The sequence below is a fragment of the uncultured Leifsonia sp. genome, assembly GCF_945957465.1.
Classification (GTDB): Bacteria; Actinomycetota; Actinomycetes; order Actinomycetales; family Microbacteriaceae; genus Leifsonia.
Window position 1 is genome coordinate 1 of sequence record NZ_CAMFLC010000055.1, and the last position, 18,112, is coordinate 18,112.

12 protein-coding genes are annotated in these 18,112 nt (G+C 71.3%); 7 read left to right on the forward strand and 5 right to left on the reverse strand.

Features of this window, described 5'->3' with window-relative positions; genetic code table 11:
* Window positions 1–100: 100 nt before the first annotated feature.
* The 3 genes from Q0Q23_RS17280 to Q0Q23_RS17290 form a co-directional block, all read right to left on the reverse strand.
* Window positions 101–481: a metalloregulator ArsR/SmtB family transcription factor gene (locus Q0Q23_RS17280; protein WP_295127002.1), complete on the reverse strand. Its 381-nt coding sequence runs from the start codon at window positions 479–481 to the stop codon at window positions 101–103.
* 55 nt (window positions 482–536) lie between these two features.
* On the reverse strand, window positions 537–2,822 hold the full coding sequence (gene treS / locus Q0Q23_RS17285; RefSeq protein ID WP_295127005.1) for a maltose alpha-D-glucosyltransferase: 2,286 nt from the start codon (window positions 2,820–2,822) through the stop codon (window positions 537–539).
* 81 nt (window positions 2,823–2,903) lie between these two features.
* Window positions 2,904–4,121 carry a molybdopterin molybdotransferase MoeA gene (locus Q0Q23_RS17290; RefSeq protein ID WP_295127008.1) on the reverse strand — a complete coding sequence of 406 codons (1,218 nt, stop codon included), beginning with the start codon at window positions 4,119–4,121 and terminating at the stop codon, window positions 2,904–2,906.
* A 45-nt stretch (window positions 4,122–4,166) separates the two neighbouring features.
* Here Q0Q23_RS17290 and fdhD point away from each other — a divergent pair, with 45 nt between their 5' ends.
* From fdhD to Q0Q23_RS17305, 3 genes are all read left to right on the forward strand, one after another.
* Window positions 4,167–5,024, forward strand: a complete 858-nt coding sequence (gene fdhD, locus Q0Q23_RS17295; RefSeq protein ID WP_295127011.1) for a formate dehydrogenase accessory sulfurtransferase FdhD — start codon at window positions 4,167–4,169, stop codon at window positions 5,022–5,024.
* Window positions 5,024–7,315, forward strand: coding sequence for an FdhF/YdeP family oxidoreductase (locus tag Q0Q23_RS17300; protein ID WP_295127014.1), 2,292 nt, complete (start codon window positions 5,024–5,026; stop codon window positions 7,313–7,315). Before fdhD ends, Q0Q23_RS17300 begins: the two co-directional genes overlap by 1 nt.
* A 177-nt stretch (window positions 7,316–7,492) precedes the next feature.
* Window positions 7,493–7,738 (forward strand): hypothetical protein, encoded by a 246-nt coding sequence (locus tag Q0Q23_RS17305; RefSeq protein WP_295127017.1) that lies wholly within the window; start codon window positions 7,493–7,495, stop codon window positions 7,736–7,738.
* A gap of 16 nt (window positions 7,739–7,754) precedes the next feature.
* On the opposite strand, the gene Q0Q23_RS17310 is transcribed toward Q0Q23_RS17305, so the two are convergent.
* Entirely contained in the window at window positions 7,755–8,942 is a 1,188-nt protein-coding gene (locus Q0Q23_RS17310; protein WP_295127020.1) for a toxic anion resistance protein, read from the reverse strand.
* A 149-nt stretch (window positions 8,943–9,091) separates the two neighbouring features.
* On the opposite strand from Q0Q23_RS17310, the gene Q0Q23_RS17315 reads away from it, so the two are divergent.
* Both Q0Q23_RS17315 and Q0Q23_RS17320 read left to right on the forward strand, forming a co-directional pair.
* Window positions 9,092–9,571, forward strand: a complete 480-nt coding sequence (locus Q0Q23_RS17315; protein WP_295127023.1) for a hypothetical protein — start codon at window positions 9,092–9,094, stop codon at window positions 9,569–9,571.
* A gap of 173 nt (window positions 9,572–9,744) precedes the next feature.
* Complete coding sequence (locus tag Q0Q23_RS17320; protein ID WP_295127026.1) at window positions 9,745–10,299, forward strand: TetR/AcrR family transcriptional regulator; 555 nt, start codon at window positions 9,745–9,747, stop codon at window positions 10,297–10,299.
* A 37-nt stretch (window positions 10,300–10,336) separates the two neighbouring features.
* On the opposite strand, the gene Q0Q23_RS17325 is transcribed toward Q0Q23_RS17320, so the two are convergent.
* Window positions 10,337–11,209 (reverse strand): LysR family transcriptional regulator, encoded by an 873-nt coding sequence (locus Q0Q23_RS17325; RefSeq protein ID WP_295127029.1) that lies wholly within the window; start codon window positions 11,207–11,209, stop codon window positions 10,337–10,339.
* A 73-nt stretch (window positions 11,210–11,282) separates the two neighbouring features.
* Here Q0Q23_RS17325 and Q0Q23_RS17330 point away from each other — a divergent pair, with 73 nt between their 5' ends.
* Window positions 11,283–13,034 (forward strand): hypothetical protein, encoded by a 1,752-nt coding sequence (locus Q0Q23_RS17330; protein WP_295127032.1) that lies wholly within the window; start codon window positions 11,283–11,285, stop codon window positions 13,032–13,034.
* A 146-nt stretch (window positions 13,035–13,180) separates the two neighbouring features.
* The gene (locus Q0Q23_RS17335) at window positions 13,181–17,968 is read left to right on the forward strand and encodes an ExeM/NucH family extracellular endonuclease (RefSeq protein WP_295127035.1); all 4,788 of its coding nucleotides are present in this window, start codon (window positions 13,181–13,183) and stop codon (window positions 17,966–17,968) included.
* The last annotated feature ends 144 nt before the right edge of the window (window positions 17,969–18,112 follow it).

Consider the following 18,112-nt stretch of genomic DNA (forward strand, 5'->3'; position numbering starts at 1 on the left):
TGATGATGGTCGTGGTCGTGGTCGTGGTCGTGGTCGTGGTCGTGGTCGTGGTCGTGGTCGGTCGGCTCGTGCGCGTGGCTGTGGGTGTGCGCTCCTCCGCTCATGCCGACAGCTCCCCGTCGGACGCCGCCTCGGCATGGTGGTGCCGCGGTGTGCCGCCGAGCGAGTGCTCGGCCTGGAAGATCGCGTCGGTCACGAGCCGGCTCGCGTGCTCGTTCTCGAGCCGGTAGAAGACGCGCTGGCCGTCCTGGCGCGTCGCGACGATCCTGGCCAGGCGCAGTTTCGCGAGGTGCTGCGAGACGGCGGCCGGCTGCTTGTCGAGGATGTCGGCGAGGTGGTTCACCGAGAGCTCGCCGGCATCCCGCAGCGCCAGGATGATCCGCACGCGCGTCGCATCGGCGAGCATTCCGAACACCTCCACCGCGAGCTCCACGTACTGGCTGTCCGGCAACCGCCCGCATATCGGCTTATCTGCATGCATACGCAGATTAAAGCACACGCCTTCTATGCTCTCGACGGCCGCACAGGTCTCGACCTCAAGCGTCGGCGACGACGGGGGCGGGGCGGCGGAGCACGAGGAAACGCACGCCGTAGGGGCCGATGCTCAGCGGGAAGCTGCTGAGGTTGTCGACGGTCGCGATCTCGGTGTCGTCGCCCGCGTCGATCACGGCGGCGCCCAGCGGCATCGCGTCGGAGCGGACGGTGCCGTCGACCGCGTCCGCGCTCATGTTGAGCACCGTCAGCTGCACGACCGGCAGGCCCTGCTCGTCGAGGGACTCCAGCTCGTGCACCAGCACCAGCATGCCGGGGTGGGCGACGTCCGGCACATCCACCTGGCGGGCGGAGGCGATGCCGTACTTCGACCGGATGCGCAGCAGGTCGCGCAGGCCGCTCGCGAACGAGTCGCGGCGCTTCAGCTGGTCGGGCAGCGTGCCGTAGAGCGAGCGTGCTCGCGGCATGCCGGACGCCGAGCGCTCCTGATCGGGGGCGACCCCCAGCAGGTCGTGCGCCCCCCGTTCGATCCAGCGGGTGTCGCCGTCGGCGATCAGATCGGCCACCTCCGCCCGGGGAAGGGTCAGTGCGCCGAGCAGGTCCCAGCCGGACAGCGCGAACACGCCGGGCTGCCAGGCGTTGAACGCGGCGAGCAGCAGGTGCGCGTCGCGGATCGCCGGCACGTCCGCTTCCGTGATCGAGTCGAGCGTGGCGTGCCCCTGGGCGGCCGCGATCAGGGAGGCCGTCGTGCAGGCGATCCCGTTCGTCGTGAACACGAGGTTGAAGTCGGCGGAGGGCGCGGTCAGCTTCTCGACCAGCTCCGACCGGATCAGTTCGGCCAGTTCGCCGCCGGTCAGCTCCTGGTACCGGAAGGGATAGCGGTCGTTCTTGTGCAGCGTCGCCCAGTGGACCAGTTCGTACGTCAGCTCGTCGTGGTTCTGCAGGCCGTGCACCAGGCTCACCGGCTCCACCCCGAGTTCCAGCGAGGTGCGCAGGGTCAGGCGCAGGAACTCGGTGTCGCCGGTCGCGAGCGCGTGGTGGTACGCCGGGCGGTTGATGAAGTCGTACGACAGATCGGCGCCGACCGCGCCGGTGTCGCGGATATCCTCCACGGTCAGGTTGAGCTCCTGGAACGTGAAGCCGCCGACCTTGCGGACCATGCCGGCGATGACGTGGTTGGCCGCGTGCGAGAGCGGGTGCCCCTCCGACCAGGCGGGAAGCCCCTCCGCGCTCTTCTCGACGCCGAGGAACCCGTTGGCGTCGAGCCGCAGCGCGCTCGTCCCCAGGTCGCCGAGCGAGTGGAGGGCGTCGCCGATCACCAGCCGCATGCCCGAGAACGTCGGATCGAGCCAGTTGACCGACGGCTGCCCCTCTTTGAAGTAGTGCAGGTACACCCAGCGCCGGGTCACGCCGTCCACGCCGACCACGGGCGCCGTCACGCTCCAGTTCGTCTCTTTGACGCCGGGCGCGTAGAAGATGACGCGCTGCAGCTCGCCGATGATGTAGCCGCGCTCCGCGAGCGCCGCCTCGGTGGCCGAGTCGAGGTTCACCGAGTCGCGGTGCTCGGGGACCTCCGGCAGCAGGTGCCACTCCTCCGGCGGGATCTCGACCATGTGGTAGATGCCGGGATAGTCCTTGTACGCCATCTCGGCGAGGCGGAAGTCGGCGCCCTTGCCGGTGTGGCCCGGCACGATGTCGTCGATGACCACGCCGCCGTGCTCCTCGGCGACGTCGGTCATCCGCTGGAAGGTCTCCTCGTCGCCGAAGATCGGATCGATCTGGGTGCCGATCCGGTCGAAGTGCCCATCGACGCTCGGGGTCTCCTGCCAGCCGCGGATGCCTCCGGCGCGCTTCACCGGGCCGGTGTGCACCCCGTTGATGCCGATCCGCTGGAACGCGTTCCAGAGCTCGGGGTCGGCGAGTGCGGCGAGGAAGCTCTGATCCCTGCGGGTGATCAGCGAGATCGGGTACGCGGTGAACCACACGTCGGAGGTCGCGACCGCGCGCCGCGCGTCCGGCCGCGCGTACGGGTTGCGCCACATGCTCGGCGAGCCGGACAGCTGCCGGCTCAGCACGTCGGCGTCCTTCAGCATCGACTGCCGCACCAGCCACTGCACGTAAGCGGGGTTGAGCCCGTTGGCCGCGCGCGGGTCGGACACCGTGCGCCGGATGCTGCCGCCGCGCAGGTTGGCGCGCGGCCGCAGCCGGCGTGGGCGCGCCGGGTAGAGCTGCTCGTCGTAGGTGATCTCGCTGGGCTCGGACTCGGCCGCCTCCGCCGCGGGGACCGCCGCTTCGTTCGCCTGCGTCTCGGCCTCGACCGACTCGTCCATCTGCTCTCCTCCCGGCACCTCTGCCACGCTATCCCAGCTGCCGGATCGGCGGACCCCCACCTCCCTGAACCCGTGGAGAACTCAGTTCTCCACAGGTTGCCAGGGGGAGTTCAGCCACGGCACCGGCAGGCTCTCGGCGGCCGCGCCGTCGTGCAGGCCCTCGGGCGGGACCACGAGGAGGCCGGTCGCTCCGGCGAGCCCGCGCAGCATCGCGGCGCCGCGCCAGGCCGCGACGACGGCCCGTCCGTCGACCTCCGAGTAGGGGACGAGCACGGTCGACCCCGGCCTGCCGTCCACAGCCGTCGCTCTCACAGTCCGCGTCGGCACGGGCGCGCACCCGGCCAGGCCCGCCAGCAGCGGCTCCAGCAGGGTGATCGCCGCCACCATCGCGGCGAGCGGGTTGCCGGGGAGGGCGACGACGAGTCGGCCGTCCGGCAGCTCGGCGATGCGGGTCGGGCCTCCCGGGCGCATCGCCACCCCGTCGACGAGGAAGCGGGCGCCGAGCGCGAGCAGGGCCGCGCGCACGTGGTCGGCCGGCGACCCGCCGGTGCCGCCTGTCGTGACGATGACGTCCGCCCGCGCGCCGCGCAGCGCGGCGACGGTGTCGTCGAGGGTGTCGGGAACCCGCGCCGCACCGGTGGCGCGGCCTCCGAGCATCCCGATCAGGGCGGGGAGCTGCACGCCGAAGCTGTCCCGCACGCGCCCGGCCTCCGGGAGCCCGGACTCCACCACTTCATCGCCCGTGAACACCAGCGCGACCGTGGGGGTCGCCTGCACGGTCAGGTCGTCGGCGCCGGTCGCGGCCGCCAGGGCGACGTGCGCCGGGTTCAGCAGCGTTCCGGCGCAGATCAGCAGTTCGCCGTGCTCGGCCTCGGTGGCGGGCAGCCGGATGTGCTGGCCGGGCCGCGGTTCACCCGTCGCCGTGGAGTGCAGCGCGCCGCCCTCCGCCACCCCGCTCTCGCTGCGCAGCACGGCCATGGTCGCCGCTGCCGCAGCGGGGATGTGAGCACCCGTGACGATCGGCCGCGCCTGACCGGAGCCCGGCGCCTCCGCCGCCACGAGCTTCCACGGACCCTCACCCGCGACCAGCCACCCGTCCATCGCCGCCGACGCGAAGTGCGGGAGGTCGATCGGCGTGACCAGGTCGGCGGCGAGCCTGCGGCCCACGGCACGGTCGAGCGGCACGGCCTCCGGCGGCCGCGTCGCCGCCGCTCCCGCCGCGGCCGCGATCGCCCGCGCCTCCCGCCAGGTCGGCCGGGTCGTCACCGTGCCATGTCCATCCGCGATGCTGTTCCTCACATCATTCGAGTATGGTGCCGCGGCCGCCCGTAGTAAGCCTGGAACATGAGTCGAACGACATCGCGAAAACAGATCACGCGCATCGTCGTCGGTGAATCGCGCAGCCGCCGCGAAGACGTGCTCGCCGTCGAGGAGCCCCTCGAGATCCGCGTCGCCGGCACCCCCCTCTCCATCACCATGCGCACCCCCGGCAGCGACTTCGACCTGGCCGCGGGGTTCCTGGTCTCGGAGGGGGTCATCGCGCACGCCGATCAGCTGAGCGCCATCCGCTACTGCGCCGGCGGCGTCGTCGACGGCGAGAACACCTACAACGTCCTCGATGTCACGCTCGCGCCGGGAGTACCCCGGCCCGATGCCGGTCTCGACCGCAACTTCTACATGACCAGTTCGTGCGGGCTCTGCGGCAAGGCCAGCATCGACGCCGTCCGAACCAGTTCGGCGCACCCGGTCGCCGACGACGGCGTGCGCGTGACGGACGAGCTGCTGACCACGCTCCCCGACCGGCTGCGGGAGGGGCAGGCCATGTTCGAGAAGACCGGCGGCCTCCACGCGGCCGCGCTGTTCGACGCCGCGACCGGCGCGCTGCTCGCCCTCCGCGAAGACGTCGGCCGGCACAACGCCGTCGACAAGGTGGTCGGCTGGGCGCTCAAAGAGGACCGCCTGCCGCTGCGCGGAACGGTGCTGATGGTCTCGGGACGCGCCTCGTTCGAGCTCGTGCAGAAGGCGTCGATGGCAGGCATCCCGGTGCTGGCCGCGGTCTCGGCGCCGTCGTCGCTCGCCGTCGACCTCGGCAGGGAGCTCGGCCTGACGGTCGTCGGCTTCCTGCGCGGATCGTCGATGGTGGTCTACTCGGGGGCCGAGCGGATCGTGGCGGCGCACGAGAGACAGGAGTCGCTGGTCTGATGCACGAAACCGACGTGAACCCGGGAGCCGACTACCCCGACCTCGAAGTCGGCCACCGCAAGGAGTGGGCCGTCGGCGTGCCCGCCATCCTGCACTCGATGGGGCCGGCGATCCGCGAGATGGGGCCGGTTCGCACCGCCGAGCTGATGACCGCGATCAACCAGAAGAACGGCTTCGACTGCATGAGCTGCGCCTGGCCCGATCCGGGCGAGCGCAACCTCCTGGAGTTCTGCGAGAACGGCGCCAAGGCGGTCACCTGGGAGGCGACCCCGATCACGGTGCCGACCAGCTTCTGGGCCGAGAACTCGCTGACCGGCCTGCTCGACAAGTCCGAGTACTGGCTCGGGATGCAGGGGCGCCTGGTCGAGCCCGTCCACAAGCCGAAGGGCGCGGACCACTACGAGCCGATCAGCTGGGATGCCGCGTTCGCCCTGATCGCCGACCGCCTGAACGGCCTCGACTCGCCCGACCGCGCCGCGTTCTACACCAGCGGGCGCACGGCCAACGAGACGGCGTTCGCGTACCAGCTGTTCGTGCGCGCGTTCGGCACCAACAACCTCCCGGACTGCTCCAACATGTGCCACGAGTCGACCGGCACCGCGCTCAGCGAGACCATCGGCATCGGCAAGTCGACCATCGCCTACGACGACTTCGGCAAGGCCGAGCTGATCATCGTCATGGGTCAGAACCCGGGCACGAACCACCCGCGCATGCTCACCGCGCTCGAGGAGGCCAAGCGCAACGGCGCCACCATCGTCGCGGTGAACCCGCTGCCGGAGGCCGGGCTGATCCGCTACAAGAACCCGCAGCGGCCGCGCGGCATCATCGGCAAGGGCACCCCGATCGCCGATCACTTCCTGCAGATCCGCTCCGGCGGCGACATGGCGTTGCTGCAGGCGGTCTCCAAGCGGGTGCTGGAGGCGGAGGACGCCGCTCCGGGGACGGTGCTCGACCACGCCTTCCTGGCGGAGCACACCCTCGGGCTGGAGGCGTTCCGCGAACACATCGCGACGCTCGACGACGCCACCGTGCTGGAGGCGACCGGTCTCAGCCTGGCCGACATCGACCTGCTCGCCGACCTCTACGTGCGTTCCGACCGCACGATCATCACCTGGGCGATGGGGCTCACGCAGCAGAAGAACGCCGTCGCGACCCTCAAGGAGCTGATCACGCTGCTGCTGCTGCGCGGCAACATCGGCAAGCCGGGTGCCGGCGCATCCCCCATCCGCGGGCACAGCAACGTGCAGGGCGACCGGACGATGGGCATCTGGGAGCAGATGCCCGATCGTTTCCTCGACGCGCTCCAGCGCGAGTTCGGCTTCGACCCGCCGCGCGCGCACGGCTTCGACGCCCTGCAGACCATCGAGGGCCTCCAACGCGGCGACATCGACGTGTTCTTCGCGATGGGCGGCAACTTCGTCGGGGCGATCTCGGACACCGCCGCGGCGGAGGCCGCCATGCGCGGCGCCGCACTGACCGTGCAGGTGTCGACCAAGCTGAACCGTTCGCACGTCGTGACCGGAGACGAGGCGCTCATCCTGCCCACGCTCGGCCGCACCGAGGTGGACCTGCAGAAGGGCGGCCCCCAGTTCCTGTCGGTGGAGGACAGCGTGTGCGCCGTCCACGCCACCCACGGCAAGGTGCCTCCGGTCGCCCCGGGGCTGCTGTCGGAGGTCGCGATCGTCTGCCGGCTGGCGCGGGCGACCCTCGACCCGGCGCTCGGCATCGACTGGGAGGGCTTCGAGGCCGAGTACGACGTCATCCGCGAGCACATCAGCCACGTCGTCCCGGGCTTCGAGCGCTTCAACGACGACGTGCGTCGCACGGGCGGCTTCGTCCTCCCGAACGGACCGCGCGACGAGCGCCGCTTCGATACGCCGACGGGCAAGGCGATGATCACCGTCAACGAGCTCGAGCATCTGGAGCGGCCGGAGGGCCGGCTGATCCTGCAGACGCTGCGCTCGCACGACCAGTTCAACACGACGATCTACAGCCTGAACGACCGCTACCGCGGCATCAAGAACGGGCGCGACGTGGTGTTCGTGAACCCCTTCGATCTCGCCGAGCTGGGCCTGACCGACGGCCAGCGCGTCGACATCCACAGCGAGTGGCGCGACGAACCCGACCGGGTGCTGGCGAACTACCGCGTGGTGTCGTACCCCACCGCGCGGGGCTGCGCGGCGGCCTACTACCCCGAGGCGAACGTGCTCGTGCCGATGCGGAGCGCCGCGACCGGCAGCAACACCCCGGTCTCCAAGGCGGTGATCGTGCGCCTCGTCCCGCGCACCTGAGCCCGCGGGCGCCCGAGGGGCGCCCGAGGGGCGCCCGAGGGCCGCGCGAGGGGCGCGCGAGGGGCGCCCAAACGCCCCTAAAACGCGCTTTTAGGGGCGTTTGCGCGCCCCTCGGCCCACGGAGTCGCGTGACTTTGGTCCCTATGGAGGGCAGGTGGGGTGGCGCATCGTTGCTCCATGAGCACCCCGAGAGCGGACAGCGTCCCCCGATCGCGAGACCTCACGCGCGACGACTACGCCGCCGTTCCGTTCCTCCGGCGCGGTCAGTCGGTGTCGCTGATCCGATGGGCCCAGGTCGACGGCGAGTGGAGCTACACCACGATCCTCGGCGAGTACCTGCACCGCGACGAGCGGTACTGGTATCTCGTCGTCCGGGGGACCCGGGCGAGCCTCGACCGTTCGGAGTGGGCGATCTTCAGCTGAGGGGCGTTCGGGGTGCTCACGTGCCCTTCGACGGAGGAGGAGTCGCGTCTCCCCGGGACCGCTCGACATAGCCGCGCGACCGCGCGACCTGGTTCTCGAGGGCGTCGACGGTGGAGGCCATGCTGTCGATGGCCCGACCCCGGTAGTCCTCGATGCTGTCCATCGTGGCGAAGACGTTGTCGAATGCCCGCTGGAGGGCCTGCACGTCGACCGCGGTGGTGGTCTGCTCGCGCTGGATCTGCTCGGTCTGATCGCGCAGCGCATCGCCGGTGCGGCCGATCAGCGTGTTGGTGCTCTGGTGGAGGGCGGCGAGCTGATCGATCACCATCCGCTGATTGTCGAGTGCCTGGGCCACGACGACCGCGGTTCGCAGCGCGGACACGGTCGTGGTCTTCGCCCGCTCGACCCCCGTGATCAGCTGCACGTTGTTCTTGGCGATCACGTCGAGGGCGAGGTACGCCTGCACCGAGACCGCGATCTGCGTGGTGAGGTCCTGACGTCGCTGGCGGATCGGGAACAGCGCCTCGTCCTCCAGGGCCTTCGCCCGGACGGGGTCGGTGAGGCGCAGCTGTGCGGCGTGCTCGACGGTCGCCCGGTCGAGGGCTCCTGCCAGCAGGACGTACTCATTGAGCCGCTCCGTGGTCTTCCAGAGCGCGGCGCGCTCCCCGGCGATCGCCGCGTTGTCGCGGCGGAGCGACTCTTCGCCGTGGTCGAGAGCCGCCACCAGCGCGTCGAGCTGACGCTGCGCCGACTCGAACCGCTCGATGTAGCGGCGCAACCGCCGGCCGCCGGGCATCCGCGACAGGGTCCGGTACCGGCCGGCGAGGTGCTGCGGGTCGAAGTCCGCGACGGTCGAGCGCAGCTCCTGCAGGGTGCGCAGCACTCCGTACTGCGGGTCGGTACGCGCCGACTTCTTGCCGCGCGCCGCGGCGAGGGACGCAGTCGGCCGGCTGAGCATCTGACGGGAGGCCTCGCTCGACTCCCGGATCTCTTTGTCGCCGAGCCGTGAGAAGCCCACGATCTTGCGCCGGAACGCGTCGCTCTCCGGGTCCGCCGCCGCCAGCTCGGCGATCCACGCACGCGCCCGCTGCTCGAGCTCCGCGGCGCGCTCCGGGGGCACGCCGACCATCCCGACGGCTTCGTCGTCGCCCAGCGCGGCGACGGCCTCCGGTGGGCGCAGGTCGTCTCCCGGGTTCCCGCTCATGCGCTGCTCCTCCCCGCCGCGGCCGTCACGTGGTCCCAGGGTAGGCCGCGGGCGCTGGGAGTGGGGTGACTTCTGCGTCGGCGCGAAGCCTGTCCTCTGCGCGATGACGCGGGCTGGTGACCTCCCGCGGCCGGTGGGATACTCGCGGCATGGGCAGCTCGACCACCGACCGCGCGACCTTCTTCGACGGCCTCGCCACGGAGTTCCTCCAGCACTACCGCCGCGGACCGCGGTTCGTGGCCGTGACCGGCGTGGCGGACGCCGACACCGCCGCGGCGGCCGACGCGTTCGCCGACGCGCTCCGGGCGGCGGGCCAGGAGGCCCGGCGTGCGCACGCCGGCGACGGTGCGAGCGCCGACGCGCTGCGTTCGGAGGTCGTGGTCCCGTTCCGGTCCGCGTCCCCGGAGGGGGTGCTCGTCGTCGACGGCCCGGGATTGCTGACCGACGCCGTGCGCGGTCTCTGGAACTTCTCCGTCTGGATCGAGCACGACCCCGAGCGCGACGCGGACTGGTCGTTCGTCGCCACCGGTCGCAAGGATCCCCTCGGGGCCCCGCGCGAGGTCGCGTCCGTGCTCTTCGACGATGCCGACCCCGCGCGGCCGCGGAGGCTGTTCGCCGACTCCTGCTGAGGATCGACTCCTGCTGAGGATCGACTCCTGCTGAGGATCGACTCCTGCTGAGGATCGACTCCTGCCGAGATCGGAACCTCCGCCTCCGCTTGTCGCGGGCCGTCCCGGTCGGCGCGCGGCTAGGATGGGCGGCGGCTGGGGGGACCACCGGTTCGAACGGATCAAGGACCCCTATGCCACGCCAGGAGCGCGCCGAGCGCAGCCGCGCCGCCATTCTCGATGCGGCCGCGGACGAGTTCGATCAGCACGGCTTCGCGGGAGCCCGGTTGGAGCGCATCGTCGAGCGCACCGGGCTCACCAAGGGAGCGGTGTACTTCCATTTCCGGTCCAAGCTCGACCTGGCGAGAGCGCTCGTCGAGGAGAAGTACGGCAACTGGCCGACGATCGTGGCCGCGATCGACGACAGCGGGCTCCGGGGTCGCGCCGCCGCCGCCGAGCTCACCCGGCGCGTGGGTGCCGTCTTCGCCTCCGACGTGCGTGTGCGCGCCGCGATGGCGCTCTCGCAGACGGTCCTTCCGCCCGAGCCCGGTGCCGACCCCTACGACCACTGGGTGGGCGTGGTCGAGCGCTACCTGTCGCAGGAGGACGAGCGGGCGGGAGGGCCGTCGCCCCATGAGGCGGCGGTCGTCGCCGTGCAGGGCTTCTTCGGTGCCTACATGATCGCGGCCGAGCGCGGCCGGCTCGACGAGCTGCCGGAGGACATCGAGCGCCTCTGGCGCGTCGTCTGAGGGCACAGCCTCCGAAGCCGCACACTCGCGGGCGCGGTCAGCGGGAGGCGAGCTCTTCGCGGACGAAGCGCGCGAACTGCTCGGCCGCAGCCGGCTGCGAGCGCAGCCGGTTGCGCGCCAGGCCGACGACGCGCTCGGCCTCGTCGGCGAGCGCCACCGCGACGATGCCCGGTTCCACCGGTGTGTCCGGGATGAGTGCCACGCCGACGCCGTCGCGCACGAGCGCGCGCAGGGTCGAGAGCTCGGTCACCTCGATGACGGGAGCCATGACGACGCCGTGCGCGGCGAAGTACGCGTCGGCGATCGTCCGGAGGCCGGATCCCGGCCGCAGGGCGACGAGCTCGGCTTCCGCGATGTCGGCGAACGCCGCTTCGGCGCGGGAGGCGAGGGGGTGGCCCTCCGGGACCCCGAGCACCAGCCGTTCGGCCGTCAGCGGTACCCAGTCGATGTCCGGGTCCCGCGGGTCCGGGCTCAGGAAGGCGAGATCGGCCGAGCCGTCGCGCAGGGCGTCGAGCACGGTGTCCGCCGTTCCGCCGCGCAGCGCGAACCGGATGTCCGGGAACAGGCTGCGGTACTCGCTGACCACGCGCGGCAGCAGCCAGCTGCCGAACGACGACACGTACGCGAGCGACACGATCCCCGCAGCGGGGTCGCGGAGGGCGTCGATGCGCGCGCGGCCCGTCTCGAGCTCCGCTTCGGCGCGCAGCGCGTGGGCCAGCAGGATCTCGCCGTACCGGTTGAGCTCGAGGTGCCCCCGGCGCCGGTCGAAGAGCTCGACGCCGGCCTCGCCCTCCAGGCGGGCGAGCGAGCGCGAGAGCGTCGACTGCGAGACGCCCAGCGACTCGGCGGCGAGCGCCAGGTGGCCTTCCGCCGCCAGCGCCCGGAAGTGGGCGATCTCGTCGATCCGCATGAAGACCATCATGGCGCACGCGCCGGCCCGGGCGGGTCTTGCGCGACCGCCGCCGGCCCGAGAAGGTGGAGGCATGGGGATCAGCTCGCGTGCGTCGACCATCGCCCTCGCGGCCGCTGTCGTCGTCATCGGCACGTCGCTCGTGATTCCGGCCGCGCCGGCCCCGGCAGCCGTGCCCGCTCCGGATCCCGGCGCCGCCGTCGTCACGGTGAAAGTGGGCGGCGACCGCGTCGACGACACGACGATCGCCGGCCTCGCCGGGGTCGAACTCGGGCTCTTCGCCGACCCCGCCGATACGACGCCGCTGCTCACGTGCACCTCCGATGCCGACGGCGACTGCTCGTTCCAGGTCACCGGAGCCGCCCTCGGCACCGCGCCGTGGGTGAAGGAGGTCGCGGCGCCGGCCGGATGGTTCGCCAACGACACCCTGCGCACAGGCCCGGGCAGCGGCAGCGGATCGGTCGCCAGCCCGTACCGCTTCCAGACGCCCACCCTGGTGGCCGGGAACACCTATCGCTCCACCGCCGACTTCATGAAGAGCAGTGACAACGCCCTGCCGACCCGGTCCAACGGTGTCTGGCAACAGTCGCGCGTGAACCCGCCCTTGCCCGCGAGCTGCGGGATGGACGTGGCGCTGGTGCTCGACCTGTCGGCGTCGGTCGGCTCGAACCTGCCTGCGCTGAAGAGCTCGGCGGACGCCTTCGCCGACGCCTTCGTCGGCACTCCCTCCCGGATGGCGGTCTACAGCTTCTCGGCCGGGTCCCCGAGCACGGAGGCGGCGACAGGGACGGTCGACACGAACCGGCCCGCGCTGCAATCGGTGTCGACGCAGTCGGGAGCCGATGCGTTCAAGGCGGAGTACGCCGGTTGGGGACTCGGCGCCGGAACCAACTGGGACGCCGCGCTCCAGCGCGTCGCGGAGTCCGGAGTGCACTACGACGCGGTGGTCGTCCTCACCGACGGCAACCCCACCCGGTGGGGAGGCGCCACCCTCCACAGCGACGGCTCGAACACGCACTTCACCGATGTCGAGGCGGCCGTGTTCTCGTCGAACGTGCTCAAGGCGAGCGGTACGCGGGTCATCTCCTTCGGCGTGGGCAACGGCGTCTCGGGCATCACCGCGCTGAACCTCGCTTCGATCTCCGGTCAGGAGGCTTTCGACCCCGCCGCGGGCAACGTGGCGACCGCCGACTACTTCCAGATCCCGGACTTCTCCGGGGCGGGCGACGAGCTGCGCCGGCTGGCTCTCGCCAACTGCACGCCCGCGCTGACGGTGATCAAGCAGATCGTCCCCGACACGACGACCGGTGAGGATGTCACCGGTGCGACGCCCGCGGGCGCCGGCTGGACCTTCGACGCGGCGGCGCTCACACCAGGGTCCAGCGTGACGCCGGGCGCGGCCACCACACAGGCCGACGGCACGGGTGGCGTCGCCTTCCGCGCGGCCCTGCCCGTGGGAGGCACGTCCACGCTGTTGAACGTGGCCGAGACCCAGCATGCAGGCTACGAGCTCGTGACCCAGGGCGGCCTCAACGCGGTGTGCCGGGATCTCGCCGACGGTACCGCCGTGCCGGTGACGAATGCCGGCGCGCTCGGCTTCCAGGTCGCGGTCGGCGACGACCAGGCCGTCGGCTGCACCGTGTACAACCGGGCCGCTGCCGCGGTGACGCCGCCGCCCGCACCGGGAGGCGGGACGACCGGCGAGACCACGGCATCACTCGCCGACAGCGGGTCCGACGCCCGCGGCACGCTCCCGTATCTGCTCGCGGCCGTCCTCCTGATCGGTGCCGGAATCGGTCTCCGGCTGACCCGCGTTCGAGGCTAGGTGATCCTGTCTGCTCAAATGAGCGGTCTACCCCTGTACGAGTTTTCTGTACGTTCACTCACGAGACAGCGTGCGGTTCTCCACGATTCCTAAGGTTGCGGCGGACTCGCACGAGTTCCCCCTTCCGACCGAGGAGAGAGATGTCAATGAGACTGCGCACACTGCTGCGCGCCGCCACCGCCGTGGTCGTGGGAACCGGGCTCGCCGCCGGCTCCCTCGCGGCGGCACCGGCGTTCGCGAGCACGGACGGCACCGGTGTCGTCATCAACGAGGCGTACCTGTCCGGAGGCAGCGCGGGTGCCGCCTACACGAACAAGTTCGTCGAGCTCTACAACCCGGGCGACCAGCCCGTCGCGCTCACCGGCTGGAGCGTGCAGTACCGCTCCGCCGCCGGCACCGGCGCGGCCAATGGTGTGGTGCCCCTGAGTGGCAGCATTGCAGCCAAGGGCTTCTACCTCGTCGCCGGGGCCTCCAACGGCACCAACGGCGCCGCTCTGCCGACTCCCGACGCTGCCGGCAACGCGCTCAACCCGAGCGGCACCACGGGCACGCTCATCCTCGCCAAGTCGGCCACCGCGCTGACCCTTCCGACCGGCTCGGTCACGGGCAACGCGAGTGTCGCCGACCTCGTCGGCTACGGCACGTCGAACACGTTCGAGGGCAGCAAGCCCGCGACCGCGCCCTCCGGCAACACGGATGTGAAGTCTCTCAACCGCGCTGCCTTCACGGACACCGACGACAACGCAGCCGACCTCTCGCTCAGCGCGACGATCACGCCGCAGAACACCGCGTCGGCCACCGACCCGGGCAACCCGGGCGGCGGGGGAGGCACCGACCCCGGCACCGGGACCGACCCCGGACCGCCGGGGACGGTGACCATCGCCGACATCCAGGGCACGGGCGACACCAGCCCCAAGGCGGGCCAGACGGTCAGCACGGCCGGCGTCGTCACCGCGGCGTACGCGACCGGAGGCTTCAACGGCTTCTACCTCCAGACCCCGGGAACGGGCGGCGCGATCGACCTCGCGACGCACACCGCCTCGGACGCGATCTTCGCGTTCGGGTCGTCGTTCGCCTCCACGGTCGCCGTCGGCGACTACGTGCAGGTGACCGGAGGCGTCAGCGAGTACAACGGCCTCACCGAGATCACCCCGACGAAGGTCGACAAGCTCGACGCGAGCACGGTGACGGCGCCCACCCCGGCGACCGTCGGCCTCCCGGCGACCGACGCGCAGCGCGAGAGCCTCGAGGGCATGCTGATCGCACCGCAGGGCGCGTTCACCGTCACCGACGTCTATTCGGCCAACCAGTACGGCGAGATCGGCCTCGCGGCCGGCGACAAGCCGCTCGTGCAGCCGACCGAGACCGCGCGCCCCGGCAGCGCGGAGTACACCGCCGCGCTCGCCGACAACACGGCCCGCTCCGTCACCCTCGACGACGGGGCCTCGACCAACTTCCTCAGCTCGGCCAACAAGTCGAAGCCGCTGCCGTACCTGTCGCTGACCGACCCGGTCCGCGTCGGCGCGCCGGTCACGTTCACCAAGCCGGTCATCCTCGACTACCGCAACGACGCCTGGAAGTTCCAGCCGACCGCCGAGCTCACGCCGGCCGTCGCCGCAGCCGTCCAGCCGGTCACGTTCGGCAACACCCGCACGGCGGCGCCGGCGAACGTCGGAGGCGACCTGCGCCTGGCGACCTTCAACGTGCTGAACTACTTCACCACCACGGGGGACCAGCTCAGCGGCTGCACCTTCTACACCGACCGCGACGGCAACAGGATCACCGTCAACAGCGGCTGCGACGCCCGCGGCGCCGCCGACGCCGCCAACCTGAAGCGCCAGCAGGACAAGATCGTCGCGGCGATCAACGCCCTGACCGCCGACGTGGTCTCGCTCGAGGAGATCGAGAACTCGGCCCGCTTCGGCCTCGACCGCGACGATGCGCTGAAGACCCTCGTCGCCGCGCTCAACTCGGCGGCCGGCAGCGAGGTGTGGGCGTACGTGCCCTCACCCGCCAAGCTCCCCGCGACCGAGGACGTCATCCGCACCGCGTTCATCTACAAGAAGGCGGCGGCGGCCCCGGTCGGCGAGTCGAAGATCCTCGACGACGCGGCGTTCTTGAACGCCCGCCAGCCGCTCGCCCAGGCCTTCAAGAAGGTCGGCGCGGCGGACTCCTCGGCGTTCATCGCGATCGTCAACCACTTCAAGTCGAAGGGCTCCGGCACGGGAGCGGACGCCGACCAGGGCGACGGCCAGGGCGCGTCCAACGCGTCGCGCGTCAAGCAGGCCACCGCTCTCGTCTCGTTCGCGAACGAGCGCAAGGCCACGCTGGGCTCCGACAAGGTGCTGCTGATCGGCGACTTCAACGCCTACCTCAACGAGGACCCGATCAAGGTCCTCACCGATGCGGGCTACGTCGACCAGGTCAGCACCCGCACCGCCAAGGCGACGTACTCGTTCGGCGGCACGGTCGGCTCGCTCGACCACGTGCTCGCCTCGCCGACGGCGAACGCGGCCATCACGGGAGCGGACGTCTGGAACATCAACTCGGTGGAGTCGGTGGCGCTGGAATACAGCCGCTACAACTACAACGTCACGAACTTCTACGAGCCGGGACCGTACCGCTCCAGCGACCACGACCCGATCGTGATCGGCCTGGGGCTCAAGGCCGCGCCGGTGACGCTCAACCTGCTGAACATCAACGACTTCCACGGTCGGATCGACAGCAACACGGTGAAGTTCGCCGGTACGGTCGAGAAGCTGCGCGCCGAGGGCGGCGAGGGCAACACCCTCTTCCTCTCCGCGGGTGACAACATCGGCGCCTCCCTGTTCGCCTCGGCCTCGGCCGGCGACATCCCGACACTCGACGTGCTGAACGCGCTCGACCTGAAGACGAGCGCCGTGGGCAACCACGAGTTCGACAAGGGGTACAGCGACCTGACCGGCCGGGTGAAGGACGCCGCGACGTTCGGCTACCTGGGTGCGAACGTCTACCAGAAGGGCACGAAGACCCCGGCGCTGCCGGAGTACGCGGTGTTCACGGTCGACGGCCTGAAGGTCGGCGTCATCGGCGCCGTCACACAGGAGGCCCCGACCCTGGTCACGCCCGGCGGCATCGCGTCGCTCGACTTCGGCGACCCGGTGGAGGCCGTCAACCGCGTTGCGGGCGAGCTCACCGACGGCGACCCGGGCAACGGCGAGGCCGACGTGATCGTGGCCGAGTATCACGAGGGCGCCGGCTTCGGCCAGCCCGAGGGCGCCACGCTCGACCAGGAGGTCGCGGCCGGCGGAGCGTTCGCCGACATCGTCACCAAGACCAGCGCGAAGGTCTCCGCGATCTTCACGGGCCACACCCACAAGCAGTACGCGTGGGAGGGGCCGGTGCCCGGCGTCGCGGGCGCCACCCGTCCGATCGTCCAGACCGGCAGCTACGGCGAGAACATCGGCCAGATCACGCTGACCGTGGACGGCGACACCAAGCAGGTCACCGGCCACACCGACCGCAACGTGGCGCGCACCACAGACAGCGACGCCAGCCTGGTCGCCGCCTACCCGCGGGTCGCCACCGTCAAGACGATCGTCGACAAGGCACTCGCCGACGCGGCGGTCATCGGCAACCAGAAGGTCGGCTCGGTGACGGCGGACATCACGACCGCCTACCTGAACGGCGCCCGCGACGACCGGATGAACGAGTCCACGCTGGGCGACCTGGTCGCCGACTCGCTGCTGTCGACCCTCTCGCCCGCCCAGCTCGGCGGAGCCGAGATCGGCGTGGTGAACCCGGGCGGCCTCCGCGCGGAGCTGCTCTACGGCACCGACGGGTCGGTCACCTACGCGCAGGCCAACGCGGTGCTGCCGTTCGTGAACAACCTGTGGACGACCTCCCTCACCGGAGCGCAGTTCAAGCAGGCGCTCGAGCAGCAGTGGCAGCGGAACGCCGACGGCACCGTGCCGAGCCGGCCGTTCCTCAACCTCGGCCTGTCCAAGAACGTCAGCTACACGTACGACGCCACCCGGCCGGAAGGCGACCGCATCACGAGCATCATCGTGAACGGCTCCCCGATCGACCCGGCGAAGTCGTACCGGATCGGCACGTTCTCGTTCCTCGCCCAGGGCGGCGACAACTTCCGGGCGTTCGCGGCCGGAACCGACACGCGCGACTCCGGCCTCATCGACCGGGACGCGTGGATCGGCTACATCACCGCCCACAGTCCGCTGTCGCCGAGCTTCGCCCGCCGCGGGGTGTCCGTCACGGACGTCCCCACGACGACCCTGCAGCGCGGCCAGCAGGTGACCTTCGGTGTCCAGAAGCTCAACCTGACCAGCCTCGGCAGCCCGGCGAACACCTCGCTCGAACTGAGCTGGGGCGGCTCGGCGGTCATCGGCACCGTGCCGGTGGATGCCGCGGGCGACGCGACGGTGACCTTCACCGTCCCGAACAGTGCGGCGGGCGCGAGCACCCTGGTGCTCACGGCCAAGGAGTCCGGCACGACCGTGCGCATCCCGCTCACCGTCGCCGACGCCCCGACCGACGGCAAGCCGACCTCCGACCCGGTGGCCGCGGCCGAGGCGAAGCTGACCACGGCCCTGAACGGGAAGATCTCGTTCAAGCACAAGGCTTATCACGCGGGCGACTCCATCGACGTCACGGTCGGCAAGGCGCGCGCGGGCCAGTGGGTGTCGGTGTGGGTCTACTCCAAGCCGGTCAGCGTCGGCGGAGGCTGGGTGAAGGTGCCGGCCGACGGCATCCTGCACCTGACCCTCCCGAAGCCGCTCGCCAAGGGCGACCACAAGCTGTCCGTGCAGGACGGCACCAACACGGTGATCGGCTGGGACGACCTCACGGTGTCCAACGGGAACGCGATCGGTCACTGGGTGTGGACGCTCATCTGGAGCTGGCTCACCGGCTGGCTCTGGGGATGGCAGCAGCACTAGCCGATAGCCGCTGAGTCGACGGCCGTCGGACACCCCGTCCGCCGGGCCGGGGCGACACCCCCCCCCCCCCCGGGGGGTTAGTGCCCCCTACCCCCCAGAGGGGGCCCCAAAACCGGAGTTGTGCCGGAAGGGCGGGGGGGGGGG